This window comes from Mesorhizobium sp. M8A.F.Ca.ET.208.01.1.1, from assembly GCF_004791315.1.
Taxonomy (GTDB): domain Bacteria; phylum Pseudomonadota; class Alphaproteobacteria; order Rhizobiales; family Rhizobiaceae; genus Mesorhizobium.
This window is the reverse complement of sequence record NZ_SRUT01000007.1, coordinates 126,802-140,480: the sequence shown is the minus strand read 5'-3', so window position 1 is coordinate 140,480 and position 13,679 is coordinate 126,802. Positions and strand designations below refer to the sequence as shown.

13 protein-coding genes are annotated in these 13,679 nt (G+C 63.1%); 1 reads left to right on the top strand and 12 read right to left on the bottom strand.

From position 1 onward, the window contains the following. Positions 1-109 precede the first annotated feature (109 nt). The 8 genes from rpsO to rimP form a co-directional block, all read right to left on the bottom strand. Positions 110-451, bottom strand: coding sequence for a 30S ribosomal protein S15 (rpsO, locus tag EN851_RS26475; protein WP_280940095.1), 342 nt, complete (start codon positions 449-451; stop codon positions 110-112). 120 nt (positions 452-571) lie between these two features. Then, a complete protein-coding gene (corA, locus tag EN851_RS26470) occupies positions 572-1,666 on the bottom strand; it encodes a magnesium/cobalt transporter CorA (protein WP_135862091.1) in 1,095 nt (364 codons plus the stop codon). Between the two features lie 45 nt (positions 1,667-1,711). After that, complete coding sequence (gene truB / locus EN851_RS26465; protein ID WP_135921193.1) at positions 1,712-2,698, bottom strand: tRNA pseudouridine(55) synthase TruB; 987 nt, start codon at positions 2,696-2,698, stop codon at positions 1,712-1,714. Further along, complete coding sequence (rbfA, locus tag EN851_RS26460) at positions 2,698-3,108, bottom strand: 30S ribosome-binding factor RbfA (RefSeq protein WP_127870742.1); 411 nt, start codon at positions 3,106-3,108, stop codon at positions 2,698-2,700. Before rbfA ends, truB begins: the two co-directional genes overlap by 1 nt. Before the next feature lie 125 nt (positions 3,109-3,233). Next, complete coding sequence (gene infB / locus EN851_RS26455; RefSeq protein ID WP_127279032.1) at positions 3,234-5,810, bottom strand: translation initiation factor IF-2; 2,577 nt, start codon at positions 5,808-5,810, stop codon at positions 3,234-3,236. Continuing rightward, positions 5,807-6,457 (bottom strand): RNA-binding protein, encoded by a 651-nt coding sequence (locus EN851_RS26450; protein WP_013891268.1) that lies wholly within the window; start codon positions 6,455-6,457, stop codon positions 5,807-5,809. Before EN851_RS26450 ends, infB begins: the two co-directional genes overlap by 4 nt. A gap of 38 nt (positions 6,458-6,495) precedes the next feature. Beyond that, positions 6,496-8,091 (bottom strand): transcription termination factor NusA, encoded by a 1,596-nt coding sequence (gene nusA, locus EN851_RS26445; RefSeq protein WP_027142036.1) that lies wholly within the window; start codon positions 8,089-8,091, stop codon positions 6,496-6,498. A 49-nt stretch (positions 8,092-8,140) separates the two neighbouring features. Further along, the gene (rimP, locus tag EN851_RS26440; RefSeq protein WP_135921055.1) at positions 8,141-8,788 is read right to left on the bottom strand and encodes a ribosome maturation factor RimP; all 648 of its coding nucleotides are present in this window, start codon (positions 8,786-8,788) and stop codon (positions 8,141-8,143) included. A gap of 288 nt (positions 8,789-9,076) precedes the next feature. Here rimP and EN851_RS26435 point away from each other — a divergent pair, with 288 nt between their 5' ends. Further along, positions 9,077-9,241, top strand: coding sequence for a hypothetical protein (locus tag EN851_RS26435; protein WP_127279034.1), 165 nt, complete (start codon positions 9,077-9,079; stop codon positions 9,239-9,241). A gap of 62 nt (positions 9,242-9,303) precedes the next feature. Here the strand turns inward: EN851_RS26435 and EN851_RS26430 are convergent, their stop codons facing one another. The 4 genes from EN851_RS26430 to lnt all read right to left on the bottom strand — a co-directional run bounded on the left by EN851_RS26430 (position 9,304) and on the right by lnt (position 13,618). Further along, a complete protein-coding gene (locus tag EN851_RS26430; RefSeq protein WP_135930314.1) occupies positions 9,304-10,005 on the bottom strand; it encodes a tRNA (guanosine(46)-N(7))-methyltransferase TrmB in 702 nt (233 codons plus the stop codon). Positions 10,006-10,032: 27 nt separating this feature from the next. After that, a complete protein-coding gene (gene metK, locus EN851_RS26425; protein WP_127279030.1) occupies positions 10,033-11,298 on the bottom strand; it encodes a methionine adenosyltransferase in 1,266 nt (421 codons plus the stop codon). A gap of 168 nt (positions 11,299-11,466) precedes the next feature. Then, the gene (locus EN851_RS26420) at positions 11,467-11,886 is read right to left on the bottom strand and encodes a helix-turn-helix transcriptional regulator (RefSeq protein WP_127279029.1); all 420 of its coding nucleotides are present in this window, start codon (positions 11,884-11,886) and stop codon (positions 11,467-11,469) included. A gap of 139 nt (positions 11,887-12,025) precedes the next feature. Further along, complete coding sequence (lnt, locus tag EN851_RS26415) at positions 12,026-13,618, bottom strand: apolipoprotein N-acyltransferase (RefSeq protein WP_135930313.1); 1,593 nt, start codon at positions 13,616-13,618, stop codon at positions 12,026-12,028. Positions 13,619-13,679 lie beyond the last annotated feature (61 nt).

The window sequence follows — 13,679 nt, the reverse complement described above, 5'->3', positions numbered from 1 at the left end:
GCGGTTTCGAGTGGCCCTCTGCATGCTCGAAACCGGGTCTGGCCAGCCGATACGGCTGGCAGAATGCGTGACCGGCGGACTTTCCGAAGAAAGTCCGCCGGTCAATTCGTCAACGGCGCAGACCGAGCTTCTCGATCAGTGTCTGATAGCGCGTGTCATCCTTGCGCTTGAGATAATCAAGCAGGCTGCGGCGCTGGGACACGAGAGCGAGCAGACCACGGCGGGAATGGTTATCCTTCTTGTGGTCCTTGAAATGGTCGGTCAGGTTCTTGATGCGCTCGGAAAGGATGGCCACCTGGACTTCCGGAGACCCGGTATCGCCCTTGGCGGTTGCGAATTCACCCATCAATTCCTGTTTGCGCTCGGCAGTAATCGACATCGTGTTTTTCCTTATCTGTTTGAGGAAACGGGTCGCCCACAGCCGGGATGTCGTCCAGCAGGGGCCGTGCATGCAAAGCGTCAAGGCGCTATGCTGCGGCGCATATAGTGCAATTCCCCGAAAAACACCAGCCCAATTCACAAGCCGGCTTTGTCGCGGCTTTTGCGGCATGAAAGAAGCCTTTCGCCGTGGCTAAAGCCACTTCTTCCATCTGAAGAAGGCGATCAGCCCGACCGCGACGAGCAGCATGAAGACGAGTGCCGCCGGATAACCATAGTAGGATCGCAGCTCCGGCATGTTCCATGGCGAGGCGTCGGGACTGAAGTTCATGCCCCAGACGCCGACGAGGAAGGTGAGCGGCATGAAGATGACCGAGACGATGGTGAGGTAAGAGATGACGTCGTTGGTGCGCGCCTGGCTCAGCGACAGGTGCATCTCGATCAGCCCGGTCAGCATGTCGCGCTGGGTCTCGACCAGCTCGATCAGCCTGAGCGAATGGTCGAGCGTGTCGTTGAGGAAGACCTTGGTTTCAGCCCTGACATAGGACACGTCGTTGCGGATCAGCGTCGCCAGCGCATCGCGCATCGGCCACAGCACGCCTTTCAGGACATTGGCATCGCGCCGCAATTCGTGCAGCTGCCGCATCTGGTGCTTGTGCGTCGAATGCAGCATCTGGTCCTCGATGCTGTCGACCAGGTCGCCGGCAGCCTCGATCGGCGGGAAATAGCTGTCGACGATGGCGTCGATCAGCGCATAGGCGAGATAATCGGCGCCGCGAGTGCGCAAGCGGTTGGGCGCCGAACTCTCGATACGCTTGCGCACGGGATCGAAGGGATCGCCCTCGCGCTCCTGGAAGGTGACGACGAAGTTCTCGCCGAGGAAGAGAGCGATCTGCTCGTAACGATGCGACGTGACATCGTCGATCATGCGCACGACGACGAAGGCGTGATCCTCGAAGAAGTCGACTTTCGGCCGCTGGCCGGTGTTGACAACATCCTCCAGCGCCAGCGGATGCAGGCTGAAGATGCGGCCGATCTCCTCGATCAATTGGATGTTGGCGAGGCCGGTGCAGTCGAGCCAGATGACGGGCCATTTCCGGCAATTGGCCTTGACATCGTCGATGCTGGCATTCTCGATGGTCTTGAATTTCTGCGGCGAGATCAAGGTCAGCCGCAATTCGGAGCGCCGCGCCGCCGGATCGGCGATCAGCGTACCGGGCGAGGCGCCGACAGGCGGCCGCCTCGTCTTCACCGGCGCGCGCTTCTTGACCGTGTCAGCCTTTGCCATGGAGCCCCTCTGCCGCGATGTCGCACCGACATTAGATGAGTGGCATCACCCGGCAAAGACCCGCTTGGGCTTGAACATGCCTTGCTCGATCGCGCCGATGGCGACCAGCTTGCCGCGTGACGTCGCGCAGGCCTCTTCGGCCTCCACCGGTGCGTCACGGCCACGAATGATGACAGGATTGCCGAGGCGGATCTTTGTCGCCGCGTCATCGCTGATGGCGATCTGCGGCAGGCAGTCGAGAGCAGCCGAGGTGTCGACCAGAAGCGTGTCGATGGCGCCGAAGTCGACCGGCTTGGCCACTGCGTCTGCCGGTTCGGCGTCGTCGGCCGCTTCCGAATTCTCATCGCCCTTGGCGCCGAAGCGGGCGGCCTCGAGTTCGGCAATGGTGACGAAGTCCTCTGGCGTGAACGGCTCGACCTCGACCCGGCGCAGCTCGCTGATATGGCCGAAGCAGCCGAGGTCGCGGCCCATGTCGCGGGCCAGCGAACGCACATAGGTGCCCTTACCGCATGCGACTTCGAAAATCGTCTGGTCCGGCTTGTGCTCGACAATATCGAGCCGGCCGATCTCGATCTCACGGGGCGGTATGTCGACCATCTCGCCTTCGCGGGCGAGGTCGTAGGCGCGCTCGCCCGCAATCTTGATCGCCGAAAACTGCGGCGGCGTCTGCATGATGACGCCGGTGTATTTCGGCAGCAGCGCCCGCACCTCGGCTTCCGCCGGACGCAGGTCGGAGCTCTTCGTCACCGGCCCTTCAAGATCGTCGGTGGAGCGCTCATCGCCCCAGGCAACGGTGAAGCGGTAGGTCTTGGCGCCGTCCTGCACGTAGGGCACGGTCTTGGTGGCTTCGCCGAGCGCGATCGGCAGCATGCCGGAGGCAAGAGGGTCTAGCGTGCCGGCATGGCCGGCCTTTTCGGCCTGGAACAGCCATTTGATCTTGGAGACGGCTTCGGTCGAGCCCATGCCGACCGGCTTGTCCAGCACCACCCAACCGGAGACCGGCCGGCCCTTCTTCTTGCCGCGACGCGCCATCATTCTTCTTCCTTGTTGTCGTCGGTATCCAGATCGCGCGCCACTTCGGGCGATTTCAGCAGGTCGTTGATCCTGGCGAAATTGTCGAAGGAGGTATCGAGCCGGAAGCGGAATTCCGGCATGTATTTCATCTGCCTGAGCGCGCCGGAGACGCGGCCACGCACGAACTTGGCATGCTTGTTCAGCGCCTCGATCACCGCGTTGGCATCCTTGGCGCCGAGCGGAGAAACAAAGGCGGTGGCGATCTTGAGATCGGGCGACATGCGCACTTCCGAGACCGAAACGACCGAATTTTCAATCAACGGGTCGATGATTTCGCCGCGCTGCAAGGTTTCGGAGAGTGCATGGCGCACCTGCTCGCCGACGCGCAGCATGCGCTGGGATGGGCTTGATGTTGTGGAACGGGGCATTTTTCTCAATCCTGAAAGCGTGAGGCGCGGGATAGGACCGTGCCGCATGTCTCAAACGGTCATTCTCAATAGCACTGAGGCGGCGGTCTTTCGACCACCGCCCAATATCGACAAGCCACTCGAACTCAGAGTGTGCGGGTCACCATCTCGACGCGGAAGCACTCGATGATGTCGCCGACCCGCATGTCTTCGTAGTTCTGGAAGGCCATGCCGCATTCCTGGCCGCCCGGGACTTCCGAAACCTCGTCCTTGAAGCGCTTCAGGGTCTTCAGCGTGCCTTCGTGGATGACCACGTTGTCGCGGATCAGGCGCACGCCCGCGCCACGCTCGACCTTGCCCTCGGTGACACGGCAGCCGGCGATCTTGCCGACCTTGGTGATGTCGAAGATCTCGAGGATCTCGGCATTGCCGATGAAGGTCTCGCGACGCTCCGGCGACAGCAGGCCTGACAGAGCCGCCTTCACATCATCCACCAGGTTGTAGATGATCGAGTAGTAGCGGATCTCGATGCCCGCGGCCGCGGCCGCGGCACGCGCCTGCACATTGGCGCGCACGTTGAAGCCGATGATCGCCGCGCCGGACGTTTCCGCCAGCGAGACGTCGCTTTCGGTGATGGCGCCGGCGCCGGAATGAACGATGCGCGCACGCACTTCGTCGGTGCCGAGCTTGTCCAGGGCAGCATTGATCGCTTCGATCGAACCCTGCACGTCGCCCTTGATCACCAGCGGGAATTCCTTCAGCCCGCTCGTCTGCAACTGCGACATCATCTGTTCGAGCGAGCCACGCTGGCCGGCATGCCTGGCCACCGCCTTCTCGCGTGCCAGACGCTGGCGATATTCGGTGATCTCGCGGGCGCGGGCCTCGTTGTTGACCACCGCGAAGCGGTCGCCGGCCTGCGGGGTTCCCTGAAGGCCGAGCACCTCGACCGGCATCGCCGGCGGCGCTTCCTTGATCTGCTCGCCGCGATCGTTGACGAGCGCGCGCACACGGCCCCATTCGTTGCCGGCGACGAGGATGTCGCCCGGCATCAACGTGCCGGTCTGCACCAGCACGGTGGCGACGGGACCACGGCCCTTGTCGAGCTGCGCCTCGATGACGACGCCTTCGGCGGTGCGGTCGGGGTTGGCCTTGAGGTCGAGGATTTCGGCCTGCAGCAGGATCGCTTCGAGCAACTTGTCGAGATTGGTGCCCTTGGTCGCCGACACTTCGACGTCCAGCACCTCACCGCCCATCGATTCGACGAAGACCTCGTGGCGCAAGAGTTCCGAGCGCACTTTCTGCGGATCGGCGTCATGCTTGTCGATCTTGTTGATCGCCACGATGATCGGAACGCCGGCCGCCTTGGCATGGCTGATCGATTCGATCGTCTGCGGCATGACGCTGTCGTCGGCCGCAACCACCAGGATGGCGATGTCGGTCGCCTGGGCGCCACGGGCGCGCATGGCCGTGAAGGCGGCGTGGCCGGGCGTGTCGATGAAGGTGATCTTCTGACCGTTCTTCTCGACCTGATAGGCGCCGATATGCTGGGTGATGCCGCCGGCCTCGCCGGAAACGACATTGGCGTTGCGGATGGCATCGAGCAGCGACGTCTTGCCGTGGTCGACGTGGCCCATGATGGTGACGACCGGCGGACGCGACACGAGGTCTTCCGGGCGGTCGGCGATGTTGAACAGGCCTTCCTCGATGTCGGACTCGGCGACGCGGCGAACCGTGTGGCCGAATTCGGTGGCCACCAGCTCGGCCGTGTCGGCGTCGATGACGTCGCCCGGCTTCAGGATCTGGCCCTGCTTCATGAAGTACTTGACCAGGTCGACAGCACGCTCGGACATGCGCTGCGCCAGTTCCTGGATGGTGATGGTCTCGGGCAGGATCACTTCGCGCATGACCTTTTCGCGCGGCTCATTGTGCATCGCGCGCTTGAATTTTTCCTGGCGGCGACGCATCGACGACAGCGAACGGGCCCGCGCATCCTCGTCGGACAACGCGGAATTCAGTGTCAGCTTGCCACGGCGGCGGTCTTCCTCGCTCTTGGTCGGCTTGGCCGGGCGCGCCACTTCGGGCGTGACCAGGCGGCGCACCGGCGCACCAGCGATCGCCCGCTTCGGCTTGACCTCTTCCTCCTCGTCGGCGGTCGCCAACTCAGCGGCTTGCGGTGCGCGGCGGCGAGCCTCTTCCTCGGCGCGACGGCGCGATTCGGCCTCGGTCTGCAGCCGTGCCTCTTCCTCGGCCTGGCGGCGCGCGGAGTCCTCGCGTTCGCGCTTGCGGCGCTCTTCGTCCTCGGCGCGGCGCTTGGCCTCTTCGGCCGCGCGCTGACGGTCTTCGACCTCGCGGACCTTCGAGCCCTCGAGCGCCCTGCGGCGCGCGTCCATTTCGCTGCGCGACAATTCGTTCAGCACCATGCCGCTGCGCTCGACCGGAGGCCGCGGCGGGGGCGGCGCCTTGGGCGCTTCCTGCACGACAGGTGCCGCCACGACCGCCGGCTTCGGCGTGAAGACGGGCGCAGCCGGAGCGGCAACCGGCTCCGGCTTATCGCCGGGCAGCGAGAACTTGCGCTTCTTGGTCTCGACCACGACCGACTTGGTACGGCCGTGCGAGAAGTTCTGGCGCACAGTGCCTTGTTCCATGCCGGGGCGCTTCAGCGTCAAGGTCTTCTTCGGTGTAACACTCAACGTCTTGTCGTCGCCCGATTTCGTATCGTTCATTCCATATCCTCTGCAGCATCATCTTCGTCAGCAACGGCCGCAAGCATTGCAAGATCGTCCGGGGTTCCGCCCCGATATCGGTCGAGCGCAACCATGCGCTTCTGGACCGCCTTACCCGCGTCTCCCGCGAGGACGGCAGCATGTATCACATTTGTACCCCCCAATGCCAAGCTCAACTCGGCCTCGGAGAAAAGTTTGTAGGCAAGGATGGAAGGGCCGCCAATATGGACGGTCGCCCGCCGCGCCTGGCTGATCTTGCGTACGCCGTCGTCGGATGCCTCGGTCGCGTGGAGCACGAAAAGCGCCAGCCCGCCGCGCACCGCGCTCTCCACCTTGGTGGCACCCAGCGAAATCGCGCCTGCCTTGCGGGCAAGGCCCAGCATGCCTAGAGCGGATCTGGAGAGCAACCCGTCGACCATGCCGCCGAGATCGGGCGGTACGACCACCTGTGCCTTGAAGGCGCGGGCAAAAAGGTTCTTGGCCGCCGCCTTCTCGATATGTAGGCGGTCGGCACTCACCCAGCAACCACGGCCGGGCAGATTTCGCTTGAGATCGGGAACGACGGCCGAATCCGGACCGACGACGAACCGGATCAGTTCATCCGGTTCGGCCTGTTTTCGGGTGACGATGCAGGTGCGATCGTTCATCTCGTCCAAGGGCGGGTTGTGTGCGATGCGGTTTCACCTCACGCACCAACGGCTTCGTCAGCCGTTTCTTCTTCGGCCGCAAGCTCGTCCTCGGTGATCCAGCCGGCCTTGAGGCGAGCGGCCAGAACCATCTGCTCGGCATCGGCGCGCGAAACGCCGTGGTTGGCCAGCACGCCGGGATAGACCTTGGTCTCGCCGTCCTTGCGTTCCTTCCAGCCCGTGAGGTCGTCGGCGGCATAGCCGGCGAAATCCTCGATCGTCTTCACGCCGTCCTCGCCGAGCGTCACCATCATGGCGGTGGTGACGCCTGGAATTTCGCGCAGATCATCCGAAACGCCCAGCGCCTTGCGCTTCTCGTCGTGCTCGGCTTCGATCTTCTCCAGATATTCGCGGGCGCGGGTCTGGATTTCAGAGGCGGTATCCTCATCGAAGCCGTCGATGGAGGCGATTTCGCCGGCATCGACATAGGCGACTTCCTCGACGCTGGTGAAACCTTCGGAGGCCAGCACCTGACCGACCATCTCGTCGACATCGAGCGCTTCCATGAACAGCGCCGAGCGCTCGACGAATTCCTTCTGACGGCGCTCGGATTCCTCGGCCTCGGTCAGGATGTCGATATCCCAGCCAGTGAGCTGCGAGGCAAGGCGCACGTTCTGGCCGCGGCGGCCGATGGCCAGCGACAGCTGATCGTCGGGAACCACCACTTCGATGCGCTCCGCATCCTCGTCGAGCACGACCTTGGCGACTTCCGCCGGCTGCAGCGCATTGACGATGAAGGAGGCGGCCGAAGGCGACCACGGAATGATGTCGATCTTCTCGCCCTGCAATTCGCCGACGACGGCCTGGACGCGGCTGCCGCGCATACCAACGCAGGCGCCGACCGGATCGATCGAGCTATCACGCGAGATGACGGCGATCTTGGCGCGCGAGCCCGGGTCGCGGGCGACCGACTTGATCTCGATGATGCCGTCATAGATCTCAGGCACTTCCATGGTGAAGAGCTTGGCCATGAACTGCGGATGGGTGCGCGACAGGAAGATCTGCGGGCCACGCTGCTCGCGGCGCACGTCGTAGACATAGGCGCGGACGCGATCGCCATATTTGTAGTTTTCACGCGGAATCAGCTCGTCGCGACGAATGATCGCTTCGCCACGGCCGAGATCAACGATGACGTTGCCATATTCGACGCGCTTGACGGTGCCGTTGACGATCTCGCCGATACGGTCCTTGTACTCGTCGTACTGGCGGTCACGCTCGGCCTCGCGCACCTTCTGCACGATAACCTGCTTGGCGGACTGGGCGGCGATGCGGCCGAAATCCATCGGCGGCAGCTGTTCGGCGATGAAATCGCCGAGCTGGGCGTCGGGATTGCGCTCGCGGGCGGAGGAAATGGCGATCTGGGTGGCGTAATCGTCGACCTTCTCGACCACTTCCATCAGCCGCTGCAGCTTCATCTCGCCGGTGTTCGGGTTGATGTCGGCGCGGATGTTGGTCTCCTGACCATAACGCGAACGCGCCGCCTTCTGGATCGCATCGGCCATGGCGGCGATGACGATCGACTTGTCGATCGACTTTTCACGCGCGACCGCATCGGCAATCTGCAGCAGTTCAAGTCTGTTGGCGCTTACAACCATGTTCTTTCTCCCGAGCCTGTTCGCCGGACCTTTGCGCCCGGCAGCTCAATCAAATTTCCTGTTCGTGTTCTTCCGTGGCGTCCGGTTCCGCACCCTCGGACACATCGTCGTCCGGTTCACCGCGGCGTCTCTTGGCTTCCTTGCGCGCCCTGTTGTCCTTCGACAACGCTTCGCGAATGAGGTCGTCGGTCAGGATCAGCCGGACATCGGCAATGGCATCGTAGGGCACGCGCACCGTCGGCTCCTCACCATAGGCCGCCTTGTCGCGCTCGATCAGCACATCGTTCTCACCGGCCTCGGCGATCTTGCCCTTGAAACGCTTGCGATCGGCGACGACGACCGAAGTCTCCATCTTCACCAGATGACCGGTCCAGGTCACGAAATCCGATTTGCGCACCAAGGGCCGATCGATTCCGGGCGAAGAAACTTCGAGATGATAGGCCTTTTCGATCGGATCATCGACGTCGAGCGCCGGCGACACCGCGCGGCTGACCTCTTCGCAATCCTCGACGGTCATGGTGCCGTCCTCACGCTCGGCCATGATCTGCAGCGTCAGTCCGTTCTGGCCGGACAGATGCACGCGCACGAGGCGAAAGCCGATGCCGCGCAGCACCGGCTGGACGATCAGCGCAATGCGCGCATCGATGCCGCTTTCGCGGATGATGCGGTCGTCACCTTCGCTTGCCGTTGCAGTCATCAATTGCCTGTCGTTCGTTTCGAACCTATCGGCAGGTAATAAAAAAGAGCGGGACCGGGTGGACCCACTCTTCGTCATACCGACCAAGAATTTGAGGCTGATATAAACGATCCGGGCTGGTGTTTCAAGTCCGCAGTCCCGGCCGGACAAAAGCCTGTGGGTTCAGGGTTGTTCCAGGCGCATGGCCGCCATGCGGCAATCCCCCTGTGAGAGCCCGCGTCGCGCTCTTATTTGTTAGCCATCAAATGAATTGAATTGGCGCGCGCTGGCGCGCGGAAGGACAAGATCATGAGCAACCGCAGGATATTCTCCGCCTTGGGCGATCTCTTCACCACATTCGGCAGCGCCGTTGCCGCATCGCGCGCCGTGGAAGCCGGGCGTAAGCCACGAGCCGACGACCTGCGCAATCTCGGCATGGACCCGGCCATATTCAACAGGATCGGCCGTTTCTGACTGCGATGAGCATTCGATTCGGCTCCCGGTAAGTTGCCGGAGCCGTCGACGGTCGGGAGCGCCTACGTCCTGATGAAGGTAAGATAGGCCGGCCGGCGCCCCTCGCGAGTGGCCTTGGCCTCATAGCGTGTACCCGGCCAACCCTCATAGGGACGATGCCAGTCGGCTGCCTCATCCGCCTGCCACGCAAAAGCGCCATGCGCCCGGCAATGCAGCAAGGTCCAGTTCACATAAGTGTCGATGTCGGACGCGAAGCGGAATTTTGAGCCCGGCTTCAGGACGCGCGCGAAACGGTCGAGATTGACCGGGCTGACGAAACGCCGCTTCCAGTGCTTCTTCTTAGGCCAGGGGTCGGGATAGAGAAGGTCGATACCGTCGAGCGAGGACGGCGGCAGCCAGTCAAGCAACTGGGTGGCGTCGTCGTCGTAGACCCTGAGATTGGCCAGCGGCGCTGCCCGCACCGCCATCATCATCTTGGCCATGCCGTTGACGAAGGGCTCCACGCCGATGAAGCCGATCGTCGGCGCCTCGGTCGCGCGATGCAGAAGATGTTCACCGCCGCCAAAGCCGATCTCGAGCCGAACCGCCGAAACCTCGGTTTTGAACAGGGTCCGCGGATCCGACGGGGCTTCAGCCGTCAGATCGAGCCGATAGGCGCCAAGCCCGCTTTCCAGCGCGGCCGCTTGCTGCGGGCGAACGGGTTTGCCGCGCCGACGGCCGAAGAAGGCTTCGGTCGTGCGGCTTGGCCTGTCCCCGTCACGCATCGATTGGCGCAAGTCCTGCCGCCGCCCTCAGGCCGCGACAGCATCCTTGAGCGCCTTGGCCAGATCGGTCTTTTCCCAGGAGAAAGACCCGTCACGGCCAGCCTTGCGGCCAAAATGGCCGTAAGACGACGTCTTGGCGTAGATCGGCTTGTTGAGATCGAGATGACGGCGAATGCCGGAAGGCGACAGGTCCATCACGGTGCGCAGGGCATCCTCGAGTTTGGCCTCGTCGACCTTGCCGGTGCCGTGCAGGTCGACATAGACCGACAGCGGCTGCGCGACGCCGATGGCGTAGGACAGCTGGATGGTGCAGCGGTCGGCAAGCTTCGCCGCCACGACGTTCTTGGCCAGGTAGCGCGCCGCATAGGCGGCCGACCGGTCGACCTTGGTGGTGTCCTTGCCGGAGAAGGCGCCGCCGCCATGCGGGGCCGCGCCGCCATAGGTGTCGACGATGATCTTGCGGCCCGTCAGGCCGGCATCGCCGTCCGGACCGCCGATGACGAACTTGCCGGTCGGGTTGATGTACCACATGCAGTCGTCAGCGATCTTGAGGTCGCCCAATGCCTCGCGGATATAGGGTTCCACGACCTTGCGGACCTTCTTGGAATCCCAGCTCGAATCGAGATGCTGGGTCGACAGCACGATCTGCGTCGCCTCCGCGGCCTTGCCGTCGACATAGCGAACGGTGACCTGGCTCTTGGCATCGGGGCCAAGCTTGCCGGCCTCGCCATTGTTCTCGTGACGGGCGGCGGCCAGGAGTTCGAGGATCTTGTGGCTGTAGTAGATCGGCGCCGGCATCAGGTCAGGCGTCTCGCGGCAGGCATAGCCGAACATGATGCCCTGGTCGCCGGCACCTTCCTCGCCCTGACGGTCGGCCGCGTTGTCCACGCCCTGGCCGATGTCGGGCGACTGGCCATGCAGCAGGACCTCGATCTTGGCCGTCTTCCAGTGGAAGCCGGCCTGCTCGTAGCCGATCTCGCGGATCGCCTTGCGGGCGACGGATTTGAACTTCGCCGGATTGACGATCGGGTGGCCCGCGGCATCCTTGAGGATGTTGCCGGCCTTGTCCTTCTTCAAGAGCGTCTCGGGGACGCGCACCTCGCCGGCGATGACGACGCGGTTGGTGGTCGCCAGCGTCTCGCAGGCCACACGGACTTTCCACGGGTCCATGCCGGTCTTCTTGGCTTCACGATAGACCAGATCGACGATTTCGTCGGAGATCCGGTCACAGACTTTGTCGGGATGGCCCTCGGCAACGGATTCCGAGGTAAAGAAGTAGTTCTGCCGCGTCACGGGTGTCCCCTCTTGAAAAACGATCGGAAGGCTGCCGATTTTGGCGCGCCACGTGTTAGCGGGGCAAAGCGCTGCTCGTCAAGCGTTGCCGCCGGTCTGGCCTGAATGTCGGAGACGATATCTTGTGCCACCGGCGGCGCACGCCGCCGGTGCGAAGCGCATCGCGGATCAGTCGAGATCGTCCTCGGCGAGCGATTTCACCAGGTCTATGATCCTGCGGCGCACCTTGACGTCGGCGATCTTGACAAAGGCCCGGTTGAGCTGAAGCCCTTCGGGACTGCCGCAGAATTCGACGGCGAAAGCCATCGAGCTATCCTCGGCAAAACCACGGTTGGCCGTCAGCTCCTGGCCCGGCGCATCCTCGAAAAAGAAGGCGACGGGCACACCGAGTATGGAGGCTATCGCCTGCAGACGGCTGGCGCCGACGCGATTGGTGCCCTTTTCATATTTCTGGATTTGTTGAAACGTGATGCCGAGATTCTCGCCCAGCTTTTCCTGGCTCATTCCGAGCATATTGCGGCGAAGCCGGACCCGGCTTCCAACGTGGATGTCGATGGGATTCGGTTTCTTCTTGTTTTCTTCTGTCATTTTTTCCTCGCCGAATTTTTTCGGCTTTGTGATTTTTTTCCTGCCCAAAGAAAACCGGAGGCGACTGCCCCAACAGAACGATCCACCGGCTTCGAGAAATTTTCAGGCGGTACAGTATGAGTTTCTAATGTGCCAACTGTCAATTCACCCGTAGCCTTTGCCTTACGTTCAACAGCACCCCTCCCAGCGCAAACAGCAACATGATCAGCGTTCCGTTAATGCGCCGCTGACGGGACGAAATCACCGTCTGTTCGGAAACAGGAACCTTCACATCGATGGCCCCGCGCGCGTCGATGGCCAGCGCATCGACGACGCGGCCACGGGGGTCGACAAAGGCCGAGATGCCGTTGTTGGCAGCACGCAACAGGGGCAATCCGTTCTCCACCGCGCGAATCTGGGCCTGCCTGAAATGCTGATACGGTCCCGGCGTGTCGCCGAACCATGCATCATTGGTAACGTTCACAATAAGCTGCGCTGACGTTGCGTCAACTGCCACCAGATCGGGAAAGATCACCTCATAACAGATAAATGGCAGGGCACGAATGCCACCCGGCAGCGTGATGGGATGACGCTCGTTGCCAGCCGTGAACGTCATCGGCCCAGCGACGAGCTGTTCGATGCCGAAACGGCCGAGCAGGTCGGCAAAAGGCAGGTACTCGCCGAACGGCACCAGATGAACCTTGTCCACGGCATCGGCGATCTCGCCCTTGTCGTTGATCGCCACGACGGAGTTGTAGTAGCGGCTGTCGGGGCTTGCCGCCGAGCCGCCCTCTTCGCGCACGACGCCAGCGATCAGCATCTGGCCGTCGCCCAGCATGTCGCCCAGCGCCGTCAAGGCATCGGGGCGCTCGGTGAAAAGGAACGGCACCGAGGTTTCCGGCCAGAGAATCAGTTGCGGTCTTTCGTGACCTGGATCCGGCGCCTTGGAAGACAGGCCCAGCAAGGTGGCGAAGATGCGGTCACGCACCGAGGCATCCCACTTTTCCGACAGGTCGACGGCCGGCTGGACGATACGGACATCGAGACTGCGCGCCGCCGGCTTTTCGGGGGCCGCGATCCTGACATAGCCAAAGCCGGCATGGGCGGCGACGAGCAGGACAAACAGGGCGGCGCCCAGCCGAAGATGCCGGCGCGCCGCCAGCAGCGCCGGCAGTGCGAAAAGGAAAACCGCGAGCGCGTTCATGCCGATCATGCCGGTCACCGAGACGCTTTGCATCAAAAGGGGGACCGGCATCGCCGCGTAGCCGATGGCATTCCAGGGAAATCCGGTGAACAGGAAGCCGCGCAGCCACTCCGCCAGCGCAAAACCGAAGGCAAGGGCAGCGATACGGCCGATATCGCTGCTCCACAGGAGCCGGGCGACCATCGTTGCGAAGCCATAGAAAAATGCGAGCGCGAAAGGAATGCCGACCACGGCGAAGGGAAGCGCCCAGGCAAAATCGTCGGCCTCGACCAGCAGCGCCGAGCCGATCCACCAGAGGCCGGCGAGGAAATAACCGAAGCCAAACCACCAGCCGACGGCGAAAGCCGGCCGCAGGCGCCGGACCAGGCTGCCGGAGGCTTCGCCGGTCGCGCCGTCGAGCAGCCAGACCAGCACCGGAAACGAAATGAAACAGGCGGCGAAGAAATCGTAAGGCGCCTGGCCCAGCACCGCCAGCGCTCCGGCGAGAAAGGCCACCAGCGCGCGGCGCCAGCCCCAGAGCAGAATTATCCGGCCGGCAAGGCGCACCATGAATACTTCCGAGTCGCGCGAATCAGGAGCCAAGATTTATCAGGCCGCGGCCTGCACTCCA